9 protein-coding genes and 1 pseudogene are annotated in these 16,085 nt (G+C 71.5%); all 10 read right to left on the reverse strand.

Annotated elements, in window-relative coordinates:
* The 10 genes and pseudogenes from FNH04_RS12030 to FNH04_RS12075 all read right to left on the reverse strand — a co-directional run bounded on the left by FNH04_RS12030 (window position 1) and on the right by FNH04_RS12075 (window position 15,999).
* Complete coding sequence (locus FNH04_RS12030) at window positions 1-1,233, reverse strand: O-antigen ligase domain-containing protein (protein ID WP_152783291.1); 1,233 nt, start codon at window positions 1,231-1,233, stop codon at window positions 1-3.
* 1 nt (window position 1,234) lies between these two features.
* Entirely contained in the window at window positions 1,235-2,755 is a 1,521-nt protein-coding gene (locus FNH04_RS12035; protein WP_322722947.1) for a right-handed parallel beta-helix repeat-containing protein, read from the reverse strand.
* 8 nt (window positions 2,756-2,763) lie between these two features.
* The gene (locus tag FNH04_RS12040; RefSeq protein WP_152783293.1) at window positions 2,764-4,758 is read right to left on the reverse strand and encodes an alginate lyase family protein; all 1,995 of its coding nucleotides are present in this window, start codon (window positions 4,756-4,758) and stop codon (window positions 2,764-2,766) included.
* A complete protein-coding gene (locus FNH04_RS12045; RefSeq protein WP_322722948.1) occupies window positions 4,755-6,962 on the reverse strand; it encodes a bi-domain-containing oxidoreductase in 2,208 nt (735 codons plus the stop codon). Before FNH04_RS12045 ends, FNH04_RS12040 begins: the two co-directional genes overlap by 4 nt.
* Window positions 6,963-6,979: 17 nt before the next feature.
* Window positions 6,980-8,914 carry an asparagine synthase (glutamine-hydrolyzing) gene (asnB, locus tag FNH04_RS12050; RefSeq protein ID WP_152783295.1) on the reverse strand — a complete coding sequence of 645 codons (1,935 nt, stop codon included), beginning with the start codon at window positions 8,912-8,914 and terminating at the stop codon, window positions 6,980-6,982.
* 3 nt (window positions 8,915-8,917) lie between these two features.
* Window positions 8,918-10,438, reverse strand: a complete 1,521-nt coding sequence (locus tag FNH04_RS12055; protein ID WP_152783297.1) for a Wzz/FepE/Etk N-terminal domain-containing protein — start codon at window positions 10,436-10,438, stop codon at window positions 8,918-8,920.
* Window positions 10,435-11,832, reverse strand: coding sequence for a Wzz/FepE/Etk N-terminal domain-containing protein (locus FNH04_RS12060; RefSeq protein ID WP_152783299.1), 1,398 nt, complete (start codon window positions 11,830-11,832; stop codon window positions 10,435-10,437). Before FNH04_RS12060 ends, FNH04_RS12055 begins: the two co-directional genes overlap by 4 nt.
* Window positions 11,829-13,123 (reverse strand): annotated as a pseudogene (locus tag FNH04_RS12065) (glycosyltransferase family 4 protein). Before FNH04_RS12065 ends, FNH04_RS12060 begins: the two are co-directional and overlap by 4 nt.
* A complete protein-coding gene (locus FNH04_RS12070; RefSeq protein ID WP_152783301.1) occupies window positions 13,113-14,438 on the reverse strand; it encodes a nucleotide sugar dehydrogenase in 1,326 nt (441 codons plus the stop codon). Before FNH04_RS12070 ends, FNH04_RS12065 begins: the two are co-directional and overlap by 11 nt.
* A gap of 82 nt (window positions 14,439-14,520) precedes the next feature.
* Window positions 14,521-15,999: a sugar transferase gene (locus FNH04_RS12075; protein ID WP_322722949.1), complete on the reverse strand. Its 1,479-nt coding sequence runs from the start codon at window positions 15,997-15,999 to the stop codon at window positions 14,521-14,523.
* Window positions 16,000-16,085 lie beyond the last annotated feature (86 nt).

The raw sequence follows: 16,085 nt of genomic DNA on the forward strand, positions 1-16,085 counted from the left end.
TCAGGTCACCTCCCGATCCCGGGCCCAGCGCGGGATACGTCGTCGGGGGACAGCGGGCGTCGTCAGGGGCGTGGCCGCGGCGGGTGCCGCCAACAGCGAGGCGGCCAGGGCCAGATGCAGCAGATACGGCGAGGCGTCTCCCAGTCCGGCCTCGGTGTACGACGAGATCCCGACGTAGCTGATCAGGAAGATCGCGCAGGCCCTCGGCAGCGACGGTGGCCGCAGCAGCGCGACGCCGCCCAGCACGATGATGAACGCCGCCACGAGGACGACGCCGATCAGACCCTGCTCGTTGTAGACGGCCAGCCAGCTGTTGTCGATCGGCAGCCCGTCGAACGACTTGTCGCCCAGTCCCACGCCGAACAACTTCTCCGTGGTCGTCCGGGGCGCTGCCAGCAGGGCGTCCCAGACCTTGGCCCGACCGGTGAGGCTGGTGAAGTTCTCCTGGCTCTGTCCGCGCAGGAACCACGTGCGCAGCGCGGAGGCGAACCCCACCGCGGCCACCGTGGTCACCAGCACCGCCCAGGCGAAGAACCGGCGGGCGGCGGCGCTGGTCAGGACGAGCGAGCCGATCGCCAATGTCAGCCCGATGAGCAGGCCGGCCGTGGCCGTCCGGGTATGGGTCATCGCGAGCAGGACGAGTGACGGCACGATGACCACCACCGCACTGACCCGGTCGATACGGCGACCCAGCAGGAGCAGCACGGTGAGCCCGGTGATCACCGCGGCGTACTGTCCGATCTGCGGCGGGGTGAGCGGCCACAACGCGCCGACCAGCCGCCCGCCGTAGAGCTCGGGCATGGCCGCGCCCGGCGAGATGACCAGGCCGGCGGTCACCAACACGAGCACCGCGAAGTACATCCGGATGTGGTACCGGACGAACGTCAGGCTGCCGTCCCACCAGCGGCTGAGCAGCCACAGTGTGCCGATGAAGACAGCCAGCCGGGCGCAGCGGAACAGCGCGCCGAACCCGGACTCCAGATCCGCGCTGGAGATCAGGCTCGGCACCAGCAGCAGGGTGAGCAGGAGCACGAAGGCACTGGGCCGGATGCGCAGCCGGGGATTGAGCACGAGCGCCAGCGCGAACGCGGTGACCAGCGCACCCATGGTGGCCATCTGGATGAGGGAGCGGGGCAGCGGGATGATCGTCTTCGCCCCGGCGGAGCCGAGCGTGTTGAGGCCCAGCAACGCCCAGGCGATCCCGACGGCCTTCGGTGTGTGGTTCCCGCCCATCTCAACCACCGTCCCGCGGGACGATGGTGCTGCCCGCGTCCTGCTGGTACGGCGTGCCACGCCACTGTTCGAAGTCGAGCTTCTTGCTCTGGTCGTCGGCGGTGAAGCTCCACGGCCCGCGGTAGACGTTGTCGTACCAGCGGTTGTGCTGCTTGTGGGTGATCGCATCGGCCACCCGCCGGCCCTTGTACGGCGACCAGTCCGGATAGGTGCCGTAGTTGGACAGCACCGCCATGCGGCCGCACTCCGCCTTGCACTTGACGACGGACGTGTCCAGCACGAAGCGGTTGCCGTGGATGTCCACCCGCTTGGTCTTCCACCGGCAGTCGGCGTAGAGCGGTGCGGTGGTGATCGCCGGCCGCGCGCAGCGGTCGGTGTCCTTCACCAGCAACGTGCAGTAGCCCGTCGAGGTGTTGGCCGGGCTGTTGCAGAACCGGTCGGCGTTCTCCCACAGGGTGATTCCGGACCAGTTGTTCTCCAGGACGTTCCGGTAGATCTCGATCTTGTCCGTGCGGGCTCGGATCCGTGGTTCGCCGCCGGACTCGGACACGTAGATGGTCGCGAACGGGAAGGTGTCGCCGCGGTCGGCTTCTCTGCGGCCCTCGACCCAGTTGTTCCGCCGGATCGTGTTGTTCCGGATGACCGCGTTGTAGCTGGTCTCGTAGATCAGCGCGGAACCGTCGTTGGCCTCGAGCAGGTTGTTCTCGATGCGGAAGTCGTTGTTGTTGTTGTCCGCCCACAACCCGGTTCCGCGGTTGTCGTGCACCCAGTTGCCGCGTATGTCGGCGCCGTTGACGGCCCAGAACTTGATGCCTCCGGTGCAGCCGCAGCCCGGCCGCCGGCGCTCCCAGTCGTCGGTGTTGTTGCCCACGATCTCGTTGCCCTCGACCACCAGGCCGCGGATGGAGTCACCGGTCTTGTACGCGTTCATTCCGTACTGTCCGTTGTCGCGCAGGCAACTGGCGCGGACCTTCTGGCGGGCACCGGCCATCAGCCCGGCGCCGGAGTTGTACTGGATCTTCGCGTGCTCGATCACCCACCCGTCGGCCATGTCGTGGTTGACCACGCCCTCGTCGTGCGGCGCGACGAAACGCTGCACGGTCAGGTGGCGGATGGTGACGCCCGGGGCGGTGCCACCGAACGCGTACTGGTTGGTCTTCCGGCCGTCGAGCACCGCGCCCGGCGCGCCGAGGTAGCGGTTCCCCTCCTTGGGGACGACCTGGGCGTAGCGGTCCGGCTCGAGCCTGTGCTTGCCCGGTCGAAGCCAGAACGTGGTGTTCGGGGGGTTGCTCTCGGTCTTCGCAGCCAGGTCACCGACCACCCCGGGGTCGACGGTCACCGCGCCCGCCGGCGCCTTCGCCGGCCCGGCCGCGGGCTTGGCGCACACCCGGGCCACGGACGTGGGGGGCGCAGCGGTCGGCTTCGGCCGCGCGTCCGGCGTGCTCTCACAGCCGGTCGCCGCCAGCAGGGCCAGCGCCAGCGGTGCCGCCGACCACGTCCAGTGCCGCCTCTTGAACCCCACACATCCCCCTAGCCGTGGAACCTGAGTACGGTGGTGAACCCCTCCGCGCCGTCGGCGAAGCCGGTGCCGACCAGCGTTGTGGTGGGTTCCTTGCGCCCGAAGCCGGCGGAGTACCAGCCCAGCGGCGGGTCACTCTCGCCGCGATGCGCCCGCCAGCTCAGCTGCCCGGGCAGGTCGAGCACCGCGGAGCGGTCCTCGCCGTCCCGGGTCCAGGTGAGCACGGCCCGGTTTCCCGCCAGGTCCGCGGCGATCGCAGGCCCGAGGTGGAACGCCAGCTGCACGGCGCGGCGCGGGCCGTGTTGGCCGCGGACCTCGTCGACCACCCGCAGCTCCTGGCTCGCGGCCGTCAGCTCCACCCGGCGGCGGTGCACGGAGGGCTGGTAACCGTCGTGCTCGGCGCACCAGCGGGCCGTCCCCCCGTCGGAGGCGCCGGATGTGTCCGCGACGAGGACACGGCTGCGGGCATGCCGGGTCCACAGGAACGGGCCGCCGGAGACGGACTGGTCACCGCCGTCCAACTGGAGGGTGTTGTGGCCGAGGGTCGACCGGAAGTACTGCCGCCACTCGGGCTGCCCGTGGTAGCAGAACGTCCCCGGGTCGGCGAGCACGTCGACCCCGTCGTGCCGGACCTCCACGGACAGCGCGTCCGCGTGGGCGTGCGCGGCGATGGACAGGAACCCGTGCGGACCACCGTCGCAGCGGCACCAGATCTCGCCCGTTTCCCCCGGACCGCGCAGGATGGTCATGCCCGCGTCGGCGAAATGAGCCGGTCGGCCTGCCGGGCGGGACACGGCCGGCGCGGTTCCGTTCTTCGCGTACGGCCGGATGAGCGCGGCCAGCAGCGGGGTGCGCACATCGGTGCCGGTCACCGCCGGCCACCAGCCGAGCCGGCCGAACACGGCGTCCCCGGTGGCCAGCAGCGAGGCCCAGCGGTCGGTCCCCGCGCCGTCCACGACCAGACCGTGCCCGTCGTCGGCGTCCCCCTGGCGCGGTGGCCGCAGCCGGCTGTCCACGACGGCCGCGAGCGCGTCGGTCATCCGCAGCAGCACCAGCCGGACCGACGCGGGGACTGGCACGCCCGCGGCATCCGCCTCGGCCACCGCGGCCAGGCCGAGCTCCAGCACCAGTCCGTGATACTCGGTGGCCAGCTCGCGGTTGAGGCCGGAGGCGAAGGTGTTGCCGCGCAGGTGCCGCTCCAGCGACCGCAGCGCGTCGGCTCGCCAGCGCGCCGACGAGGGGAACCACCCGAACGCGCAGGCTGCGGCGAACTGCCCGGCGGCCTCGGCGATGACGTGGTTGTTCGCCGAGGACCCCCGGCTGGGGAAGGCGGCCAGCCAGCGCTGGTGGTGCCAGATCTGGTTCAGCGCCACCGGGTTGTCCTCGAACAGGGCGGCCACGCCCGGCCAGCCGTCGAGCAGCCGGCGGATCCACACCCAGGACAGCAGCCGGATGCCCAGCTCGATGCCGCTGATCCAGTGCACCCCGCGCAGCGGTGGGTTGGCCGCCCACCACGACCGCAGGTGCCCGGCCACTCGCTCGGCGTACCGCTCGTCCCCGGTGATCGCGTAGGCGGCGGCGAGCACGGTGAGGTACTGGTGCCGGGACAGCTCCCAGATCTGCTTGATGTCCCCGACCGCGTCCTCGTTCCGGTACGGCACGTCGAAGGCGTAGCCCCCCGGAGCCCGGCGCCCGGTCTTCGGGTCGTATCCCCAGTCCGGGTCGGCCAGGTCGTCGCGGTCCACACCGAAGTACTCGGCGTGCCCGTCCATCAGCCGGTCCGCCTCGGCGACGAGACGTTTCGCGGCGTCCGAAGGTATTGCGGCGATCGTTCCGGCGGGCAGGACCGCGGTGAACCGGGCGCCGGGCACGCTCGGGCAGTCCGGCGGCGCCGACCGCCACCGCCGCCTGCGCACCGTGTCGCCCACCCGGCCCGCGACCTCCCGCGGTCCCATCCGGGACAGCCGCCGCAGGTACCAGCCCGGACTCCCCGAGCTCACGGTCATCGTGCCCTCGCCAACGTCACCGGCGCGCCGCCGGCGAGGCCGGTCTGCACGGCGAGGGTGGCCGCCGTGGTGGCGACCAGCGACTGAAGCGGCACCGGCATCGGCCCGCCGGTCCGCACGGCCTTGATGAACGCGGCCAGCTCGGCGTTCTGGCCCTTGTCCCGGGCCTTGGGCAGCCGCGAACTGACCCATCGCTTGCGGCCGACCCCTCCGTCCACGAACAACGAGGCGCGGACGAAGTCGTCGAGCCGCAGCACCTTGCCGTCCGCGACCAGGTCCAGTGTCTCCTTGGGGAAGCCGGGCGCGCCGGTGGTGACGTAGCTGATGGTGGCGGTGGACCCGTCCGGGTAGCGCAGCACGACCTGTAGGTCCTCGTTGCCGGGCGGGGCGACCGCGTACACCGATACCGGGTCGGCCTCGAGCAGCCAGCTCGCCGTGTCGATGAAGTGTCCGCCCTCGCCGGCGAACCGCGAGCCCTCGGTGCCCTGTTGGAGGTACCAGCTGCCGTGCTGCAGTTGGCCCGCGTTGACCAGGTAGCGCAGGCTCGCCGGACCGGTCCGGGCGCCGAACCGCTTCCTGGCCTCCTGCAGCAGCGGCGCGAACCGGCGGTTGAAGCCCACCTGCAGCCGGTCGTTGCCGGACTCCTCCACCGCCGCGAGCACGCCGGCCAGCTCGTCCTCGGTGAGCGCCAACGGCTTCTCCACGAACACCGTCTTGCCGGCCAGCAGTGCCCTTCGGGTCAGTTCGGCGTGCGAGCTGTGGCGGGTGACCACGAACACCGCGTCGATGGACTTGTCGCCGAGCACGGCGTCGAGATCGGTGGTCGCCTCGGCGAAGCCGAACTTCCGCTGCGCGTTGGCCGCGGACAGCGCCGTCGTGGTGACGACGGTCGACAACTCGACGCCCTCGCGCTGTGCCAGGTGCGGCAGCAGCATCGACGTCGCGTAGTTTCCCGCGCCGACGAACGCGAGGCGCACCGGTGTCTTGGCGGCCCGGGCCGGCGTGGACACTCCGCCGCCGGGTCGCTTCACCGCGGGCACGGCCACCGTCGGGGCCGCCGCTTCCTCCGCTTCCCCCGCGTGTTCGGGGTACCGGAACAGCACGGCCACGGCCTTCATCTCGCCGTCCTTCAGGCGCCGGTACGTCTCGACCGCGTCATCGAAGTCGGCGATGTGGGAGACCAGGGGCTCCACGTCGACGCTGCCGCGGGCGAGGAGATCGAGGAAGCACGCCAGGTTGCGGCGCTCGGTCCAGCGCACGTAGCCGATCGGGTAGTCCCGGCCCTCGAGCTCGTACTCCGGGTCGTAGCGCCCGGGGCCGTAACTGCGGGAGAACCGGACGTCGAGCTCCTTCTCGTAGTACGCGTTCCACGGCAGGTCCAGGCGGCACTTGCCGATGTCGACGACCCGGCCGCGGTCCCGGCAGAGCCGGGCGGCCAGCTCGACGGGCTGGTTGCTGCCGCCGCCGGCGGCCAGGTACACCTGGTCCACGCCGTGACCGTCGGTGAGCTCGGCGACGGCAGTCTCCACGGCCGCGGAGGCGGGATCTCCGCAGGCCGCGGCGCCCAGCCGCTCGGCGAGCTCACAGCGCACCGGGTCGGGGTCGGCCCCGACGACGCGCACTCCCGAGGCGGCCAGGAGCTGCACCACCAGCTGCCCGATCAGCCCGAGGCCGATGACCAGCGCCACCTCGCCGAGCTGCGGCTCGCCCTGGCGGACGCCCTGCATCGCGATCGACCCGACGGTGCCGAAGGCCGCGTGCCGCGGCGCGAGACCGTCCGGTACCGGGGCGTAGAGGTTCTTCGGCACCCAGTTCAGCTCGGCGTGCAGCGCGTGCTCGTTGCCCGCGCAGGCAACGAGGTCGCCGACCTTCACATCGTCGATCCCGGCGCCGACCTGCTCGACCACCCCGCACAGCGAGTAGCCCAGCGGTGTGTAGGAGTCCAGCTTGCCCATCACCTTGCGGTAGGTGGCGGGCACCCCGTTGGTGGCCACGCTCTGCATGACCTTGGCCACCTGGTCCGGCCGGGAGCGGGCCTTGCCCAGCATCGACATGCCGGCCTCGGACACCTTCATGAGCTCGGTCCCGGTGGAGATCAGCGAGTAGGCGCTGCGGACCAGCACACCGCCCGGCTTGCACCCCGGCACCGGCACGTCGAGCACCGCCAGCTCGCCGCTCTTGTAGTTCTGCACAACCTGTTTCACCCGAGGTCCTCTTGTCTCTACGCCGTCAAGGGAGAGTTCTGGCCGGCCCCGGAGGTCGCGCCGCGATACCAGTACTCGAGGGTCAGCACATGCCACAGATGCTTGGAGAAGTCGCGATGCCCGGCGGCGTCCTCGGCGACGAGCCGCGCCAGCGCGTCGCGGCGCAGGAACCCGGAACGGACGAGCTCGCCGTCGTGTATCACCTCGCGCACCAGCGGTGCCAGATCCCGGCTCATCCAGGCGCGCAGCGGGGCGCTGAACAGGCCCTTGGGCCGGTACACGATCTCCCGGGGCAGGATCGAGGTGGCCGCCTCCTTGAGGACGGCCTTGCCCTGCCGCCCGACGATCTTGCGATCACCGGGCACGGCGAACGCCGCCCTGACCACCTCGACGTCCACGTACGGCACCCGCACCTCGGTCGACGCGGCCATGCTCGACCGGTCCGTGTACGTGAGGTTCAGGCCCGGCAGGAACATCCGGGCGTCGCCCAGGCACATGCGGTTGACGAAGTCGTCGAGGTCGTTGTCCTGGTAGATGTCCGCGTGCTCGGTCAGCACGTCCTCGACCGTCCCGGCCAGGTCCGGATCGAGAAGGGCGAGCAGCTCGTCCTGGTCGTACATGGTGTAGCTGCGCCGGAACGCCGTCTCCTCCGGCAGATCGGCGAAGGACAGGAACCGCTTCGCGAAGCGCACCGACCGGTACCCCCGGCGGGCCGAGGCGACCGGCAGCCGGTCCACGGCCCTGGACAGGCCGCGCCGCAGGGGCCGCGGGACGCGCTGGTAGCGCAGCGCGAGCAGGTTGGCCAGGTGCTTGCGGTAACCGGCGAACAGCTCGTCGGCGCCCATCCCCGAGAGCATCACCTTGACCCCGGCCTCCCGGGCGGCCGAGCAGATCAGGAACGTGTTGATCGCGGCGGGGTCGCCGATCGGCTCGTCCAGGTGGTACGTCATCCGCGGCAGCAGGTCGAGCACGTTCGGAGCGATCTCGATCTCGTGCAGATCGACGCCGAACCGCTCGGCGACCTGCCGGGCATAGCGCAGGTCGTCCGGCATCGCCTCGAACCTGGCGTCCTCGGCGCGGAACCCGATCGTGTAGGCGGAGATCCCGGGCTGGTGGCGGGCCGCAAGCGCGGTCAGCCAGCTGGAGTCGAGACCGCCGGAGAGGAAGGTCGCCACGGGTACGTCGGAGAGCAGGTGGCGCCGGGTCGACTCCTCGACGATGGCGGCCATGTCAGGCTGCTCTCCGGCCCGGGCCCGCTCCCGGCCCTCGGCGGCGACGTCCTTCAGGTGCCAGTACCGGCCGCGCTCCACCCGGCCGTCGGGCCGGCACCGGAGCCAGCTCCCCGGCGGCAGCTTCTCCGCCTCACGGAACGCGCACCGTGAGTCCGGCACCCAGTAGTACAGCAGCGAGGCCACCAGCGCCGCATGGTCCACCTGCAGCGACCCGCCGGTCACGGCGGCGAGCGCCTTGAGCTCGGAGGCGAACACCAGACCCTCGCCGCGCCGGAGCAGGAACAGCGGCTTGATGCCGAGCTGGTCGCGGGCGAGCACCAGCTCACCGGTTCGCTCGTCGAAGACCCCGAACGCGAACATGCCGCGCAGCCGGGGCAGGCAGTCCGTGCCCCAGCGCCGCCAGGCCTCAAGGAGCACCTCGGTGTCGGAGGTACCGCGGAAGCGCACCCCGGCGGCTGCCAGCTCGGCACGCAGCTCGGGGGCGTTGTACAGCTCGCCGTTGTACGTCAGGACGAGGCCGCCCGAGACCATCGGCTGGGCGCCCGTGTCGGACAGGTCGATGATGGCCAGCCGGCGGTGCCCGAGGTGCACTTCGCCGTCACCGGCGGGGTGGCTGTACCGGCCCGCCCCGTCCGGACCGCGGTGGGCGAGGGTATCGGTGAGCCGGTCGGCCACGACCTTCCCGTCCGGCCATCGGTACGTGCCTGCGATGCCACACATGTGCTACCGCGCCTCCTGGTCGCTGTCCGGGACCCGTGCCGCCCATATCGGCAGCCGCTCCGTCCGCCGCCGGCCCGTCATGTGCTGTCGGGCCAGCCGCTCGTTCTGGCCGCGCAGCGCGGTGTGCAGCCCGTCCCACAGCGTGCCGTCGGTCCGGTCACGCGGATCGGGGTCGATCAGCACCACACCGATCACCGGAACGCGCTGGTCCGTGAGCTGCCGCGCCACGGTGTGCAGCCACGCGGCGCTGCCGTGCCCGGCACGCACGACGAGTACGGTCTGGCTGCCGAGGAACGGGAGGTCGGTCCACGCCGTGCCGGGCGCGACCGAGCCGACGCCGAGCCGGCGCGTCTGATGCGGCACAGCCGCGGCCTGCTCGCCGCTGACCACGGCCGGGTCTCCTGGCTGCCGGCGGCGGCCCGCGAGCTGCGGGCCGGGCAGACCGTCGACGATGACCACGGGCTCCTCCGGAGCCAGTGCCCTGGCGACGTCCAGGGCGATCAGGCTCGTGCTGCGCGCACAGCCCAGTTCCAGCAGCGACACCGGTTCCGCGGAGCCGCGCACAGTGCGGGCCAGGGTCGCGGTGAGCCTTGTCCGTGCCGCCCGGGTCTGTCGGCGCTGCCACAGCCTGCCCGACCGGCGGGGCAGCTCCGCGATGACCGAGGCGCCCAGGTTCGCCGCGATGTCCCGGCGCAGCACGGGGCGGTCCGCCACCACCGTGCCGACCGCGGCCACCGCGAGCCCGAGGACGAGCCCGAGGACGAGCCCGATCGCGGCGTTGATGGCGGCGGCCTTGGGCAGGGAGCTCCGCACCGCGCGCGGTGCGTCCACGATCTGCGTGCGGGCGATGACCTGGGGCGAGCCGATGCGCGCCTCCTCGGCGCGCAGGTTGAAATCGGCGATCCGCGAAGTGAGCTCGGCCCGGCGGGCGAAGAGCGACTCCAGGTTCGCCGACGTCTCCGGGCCGCTCTCCGGCGATCCGTCTCCGATCGCCTTGTTGACCTGGGTGAGTTCGTCCCGCATTCGGTCACGCTGGTCGAGCAGGCTCTTGGCCTCGGCGTCCGCGGCCTCCTGGATCCGCCTCACATGGTCGGCGACGAACGCGTCGGCCAGCGCCTTGGCGCGGGCCACCGCTTCCGCGTCGCTGTCACCTGTCACATTGATCTGCAGCAGGTTGTTGGTCAGGCCGAGACCCTCGTAGTCCTGCATGAAGTCCTCCGGTTTTTCCGGGGACCCGAGGGACTGCAGGGCTTTACGGGCGATCCGCGTGGTGTGCAGCAGCGCGACGTCGGTGCGGATCAGCGTTCCGGTGTCGTTCGGCTGGTCCTCCTGATGCGCGACCAGCACCTTGGTCACCGCGGTCGGCGGCGGCGGCAGCAGGACCGCCACAGCCGCGCCGACCAGCAGCCCCAGCAGCGCCATGGAGCACCAGAAGCGGCGGCGCCTGCGCACTGCCACCACCAGCGCGTGCAGGTCCAGCAGCGGAGCGGCGGCCGACGACTCCGAAGTCGTACCAGTCGTCATACCGAACCTCCCCTCGCGTCGTCGCCGACCGCGAGCGCCGGCGTGGCGTGATGCGGCGAACGGCCGGCAGACCGCGTCGGACGGGCCCGGACCGCGCCGGCGACGACGATGCCGACGACCTCATGCCTGGCGTCCGCACACGCCTCGGCGATACCGGTGAGCTCTCCCGCGGTCCGGCTGCCCGCGCTGAGCACGACCAGGGCACCGGACTCGGTGTCGCGGTCCGGCACCAGCGGCCGGGACACCGAAACCCCCACCACCCGCAGCATGGGGTCTCCCCCGTTCGAAGAGCTCGGGGAAGGATCGCTGCCGGCCTCGGCGACGAGCTGCACGGCGGCCCGGCGGGCGATCTCGTCGCCGTCCGGGACGACGACCAGCAGCCGTCGGGGGGCCGGCAGCTGTTCCCGGAGGCGGGCGCACACCCGCCGGTAGCGGATCCGCCTGCCGGCCTCGTCGCCCGACGTCCGCGGGGTCGGTATGTCCCACCGGGTGTCGACGCCCAGCAGCCGGCGGATCCAGGCCCGCGGGCGACCGTCCTCCGGCCGGTGCGCGAGCCGTCCACCGGGTACGTCGACGGTACCCAGCAGCGTCGAGCGCAGCGCCGCGGCGATCTCCGGTTCGGTGCGCAGTCGGCGACTCATCCGTGCGGCGGTGAGATGGCCGATGACCGCGAGCAGGAAGAACAGCAGTGCCCCGGCGACCATGAGCTGCATCCTCGTCGGCGGTGCCTCGCCGGTCGGCCGGGCCGCCGGCCCCATGACCACCATGTTGGCCTTGTTGGTCGCCGGGCCGGCCTCTTCCAGCTTCTCCATGGCCTCCTGCAGCGCGGTGCGCAGCTGCTCGAGCTCGGTGCGGGCCTGCACGCTCTCCACGGTCTGCCCCGGATCGGCCGCATTGGCCAGATCGGTGATGCCGCGGTTGGTCTGCGCCACCTTCTTCCGCAGTGCCTCGAGCTCCGCCGCCGCGTCGGAGTCGGTGGTGTCGCCCACGATCCGCGTGGCGAAGGTGACGAACTCCTGGGCCACCCGGTCGGAGAGCCGCTGTGCGCGCTCCGGGGTGTCGGCCGTGCCCGAGATCTTGATGATGTTCCCGTCGGCGGCCTTGGCGCTCACCCGATCCCGCAGCTCGCTGCCGCTCACCCCGGTCCAGCCGAGCGTGGCAGCCGCGCGGTCGAGTACCACCGAACTGGTCGCGATCTCCGTCTGAGTCAGCAGCTCGCGGCTCTCCCACGCCCCCGGCAGCAGTACCGATGCCGACGTCGTGTAACGCGGCGGGAACAGCAAAGACGCGCCGTAGCCGACGAGCGCACCCACCACGGCGACGATGGCGAGAAGCCGCCACCGCCGACGGAAAATCCGCCCGATCGTGACCAGGCGTATCGTGTCATCGCTCAACGGCGCGGCCTCTTCCCTGCCCGGACCGGGTCGCCCCCGGCACCGGAGTGTGGTCACGGCAGGCAGCGGCGTAGGCGGCGAGCAGCGACGCTTGCGAGTTCCGCCAGGAAAGCTGCCCGCTGATCCGCTCCTGGCCGATCTTGCCCATCCGGGCCCGCTTCTCCGGATCGTCCAGCAGCAGCGCGATGAGCTCGGCGAACTCGGCCTCGTCGTTGGCCGGCGCGTAGACGGCGGCGTCACCGGCGGAGACGCGCGCCTCCTTCAGGTCGAACGAGACGATCGGCCGGCCCATCGCCATGTACTCCAGGACCTTGTTCATGGTCGACACGTCGTTGAGCGGATTGCGCGGGTCGGGGGAGAGGCACACGTCCGCGGTGGACAGGTAGCGCACCAGGTCGGCGTCCGGGATGCGCCCGGTGAACTGCACCTGCTCGGAGAGACCGAGCCGCCCCGACAGCTCCACCATCGCGTCGAAGGCGTCGCCGGCGCCGACGAACACCGCGTGCCAGTCGGTCCGCCCGAGCTCGTCGCGCAGCTTCGCGAGGGCCCGCAAGGCGTAGTCGACGCCGTCCTGAGGGCCCATGACGCCGAGATAGCACAGCAGATGAGGCTTGCCGCGCTTCAGCTCCGGCTCGGGTGGCACCGGGCGGAACCGATCGACCTCGGGCGCGCTGCGCACCACGAAAACGTCCTCCGGCCGCCGACCGCCACGGCGCACCGCGACGTCCCGGTAGCTCTCGTTCGTGGCGAGCACGACGTCCGCGGCCCGGTAGGTCCGCCGTTCCAGCGCGCACACGGCGCGGTAGAGCAGATCCTCGCCTCGGCCGAACCGGGAGAGGTACAGCTCGGGTACCAGGTCGTGCTGGTCGAAGACGAACCGCGCCCCGCGCCGCTTCAGCCACAGCGCCGGCAGGAACAGCAGGTCGGGCGGGTTGCAGGCGTGGACCACGTCGACCGGGCCGACCTTCCGGGCCAGCCGGACCGTGTGCCACAACGCCGATCCGTACTCCCGCAGGTAGCCGGCCGGCCCTCCGGTGGCCGCGCGCAACGGGTAGCGGTGGATCCGCACCCCGTCGATCTCCGCCTCCGGCTCCGTGTCCCGCTTCTCACCCCGGGGACAGATGACGTGCACCTTCCAGCCCGCGTCGCGCAGCGTCGTGCACTCCTGCCACACCCGCCGGTCGAACGGCACCGACAGGTTCTCCACCAGGATCAGCGCGCGCCGGCCCGACCCGTCGCCGCTGGCTGTGTCACCAAACGATGTGTCACCAAACGATGTGTTACCAAGCAAGGCCCATGTACCCCGGTTCGGTCCGGCGCGCCTCGGCGTCGGGAAGGCGGATGAGGTCGACGATCACCGGGGCGTCGCCATGGGGCAGCGCCGACAGCACAGCCGGGTCCCTGGTCCCGACCAGGCACACCTCGGCGTGCTCGAGCACCTCCTCGACGGAGTCCGCGAGCAGCTGTGCGAGGTGCGGCAGCCGGGTCTCGATGTACTCGCGGTTCGCGCCGAGCAGCCGGGAGAGGCTCACGTTGGCGTCGTAGATCTTCAGGTCGTAACCCTTGCCGAAGAGCCTTTCCGCCAGCTCGACGAGCGGGCTCTCGCGGAGGTCGTCGGTGCCGGGTTTGAAGGACAGCCCGAACAGGCCCACCCGGCGCTTGCCGGTGCGCTCGACCAGTTCCACCGCGCGCTGCAGATGGTCGGCGTTGGAGGGCAGCACGTGGGCGAGGATGGGCACCGAGACGTCGGCCCGCTGCGCCGCGTGGACCAGGCTGCGCAGGTCCTTGGGCAGGCAGGAGCCACCGAAGGCGAAGCCCGGCCGCAGGTAGGCGGAGCTGATGTTCAGCTTGCGGTCGGCGAGGAACACGTCCATCACCTGGTGCGAGTCCACCCCGAGTGCCTGGCAGACCGCGCCCAGCTCGTTCGCGAAGCCGATCTTGAGGCCGTGGAACGCGTTGTCCGCGTACTTGATCGCCTCGGCCGTCGGGACCGGCACGCGGAACACCTCGCCGGGCAGGCCGTCGTACAGCGCCGTCACCGCGTCGCCGCTTGCCGGGTCGAGCTCGCCGATGACGGTCTTCGGCGGGTCGAAGAAGTCCCGCACGCTCGTGCCCTCACGCAGGAACTCCGGGTTGACCGCGACCCCGATGTCCACCCCGGCCGTCCCGCCGACGTACTTCTCCAGGATCGGCACCAGCAGGTTCAGGCAGGTGCCCGGGAGCATGGTGCTGCGGAACACGACGGTGTGCCGGCCCCCCTGCTTGCCCTCCTCGGCCAGTGCGGCGCCGATCTGCTCGGTGACCCGCTCCAGGTATGTGGTGCACAGGCTGCCGTTGGGCTCCGACGGCGTGCCGACGCAGACCAGCGACACCTCGCTGCCCATGATCGCCTCGCGGACGTCGTCGGTGGCGCGCAACGCTCCGCTCCGCACGACCTCGGCGATGAGCTCGCCGATCCGCTCCTCGACCACCGGGGCCAAGCCGCTGTTGACCAGGTCGACCTTCACCTGGTTCACGTCCACCCCGATGACCTCGTGCCCCATGCTGGCCAGGCACGCGGCCGACACGCAGCCCACGTAGCCGAGCCCGAAAACGCTGACTCTCATGACCCGTTCCTCCCCCCAGGCAGGCCCTTGCGGCCTGCGGTCCGCACGCCGGCGGGACCGTTGAGTTGCAGACCCCCGCGCATCAGTAGGCCCCCTGCCCGTGGAGCACCGCACGCAGCGTCTTCCACAAGATCACTGTGTCCAGGGCGAGCGACCAGTCCTCCACGTACCGCAGGTCCAGCCGGACCGCCTCCTCCCACGGCAGGTCGCTGCGTCCGCTGATCTGCCACAGGCCGGTGAGTCCGGGCTTGACCAGCAGCCGCCGCCGGATGTCCGGGCCGTACGCAGCGGACTCCTCCGGTAGCGGAGGCCGCGGACCGACGAGCGACATCGATCCGGTGAGCACGTTGAAAAGCTGCGGGAGCTCGTCGATCGAGTACCGGCGCAGTACCGCTCCCACCCGGGTCACCCGCGGATCCCGGCGGAGCTTGAACAGCGGGCCGGCGCCCTCGTTGCGGTCGGCCAGCTCGGCACGTGCCCCGTCGGCCCCGGCGACCATGGTGCGGAACTTGAGAATGGTGAACTCACGGCCGTCCTTGCCGACCCTGCGCTGGCGGTAGAACGCCCCACCCCGGCTGTCCACCAGCACGAGCAGCCCGACGAACACCATCAGCGGCGCGAACAGCATCAGCAGGATCGCCGCGCCCATCCGGTCGACGACCTCTTTGACCGCCCGGCGGCCCCCGGAGAACGTCGGCATGCTGACCCGCAGCAGCGGGATCCCGAGCACCGCGTCGACGTGCAGCCGCGGGCCGGCCACCTCCATCAGCACGGGGGCCACGACCATCTCGGCGTCGCTGCCTTCGAGGTTCCAGGCGAGCCGCTGCAGCCGGTCCGGTGACCAGTGCGGGTCCGGTGTGACCGCGACGACGCGGTAGCCGTCGTGGCGGACGTGCTTGGCGACGTCCGTCAGTCGGCCGACGACCCGCACTCCGTCCAGTTGGTCGCCGTCGAGCCCGCGACCGTCCGTCGTGCACACCGCCTCCACCCGCCAGCCGAGGTGCGGGAACTTGCGGGTTCGGGTGATCAGGTCGCGCACGGTGGCCGGGCTCCCGGCAGCGAGCACCGGTCTCAGGCACCGTCCTTCCTTGCGCTGTTTGTGCAGCCAGAGGCGGAGCAGATACCGCGTGGGCATGGTGACGAGCGCGATCGCGGGGATCGCGACGAAGATCCAGAGCTTGATGTTGCGCGAGGTGAGGGCGATCCCGCCGAGCGCCAGTACGACGGTCGCCATGAACAGTGAGCGTCCGAGCCGGCGGAATTCCTCGGCGCCCTGGCCGAGCACGGCCGGAGCCCACGCCCGGCTCACGGCAAGAGCCCCCAGCACCAGCAGCTCGGTGCCGAATGCGAGGATTCCCCACTTCTCGTGCCAGTTGGCCGCGTCCCGGGCCCCGAAGAAGTTGCCGATCGCCGCCACCACGAAGGCGGTGGCCACGGTATCGCTGGTGATCACGGTACGGCGGTACCGCTGCTCCCAGTCGATCGCGGGCTGGCTGATTGCCCCGTTCGCCAGGCGCCCGCGCGCCGACGGAAACGGGCTGACTAGTCCCCCTTGCCGCACAGAACCCCCCAGGTCCCCAGTGGTTCGACGTGTTCGCCTCACACTGCTCCCCCGCGGGAGGCCCCGCCCCCCGCGCCGTGCTGTCT

Origin of the sequence: Streptomyces phyllanthi, assembly GCF_009377205.1 — a bacterium.
Classification (GTDB): domain Bacteria; phylum Actinomycetota; class Actinomycetes; order Streptomycetales; family Streptomycetaceae; genus Streptomyces; species Streptomyces phyllanthi.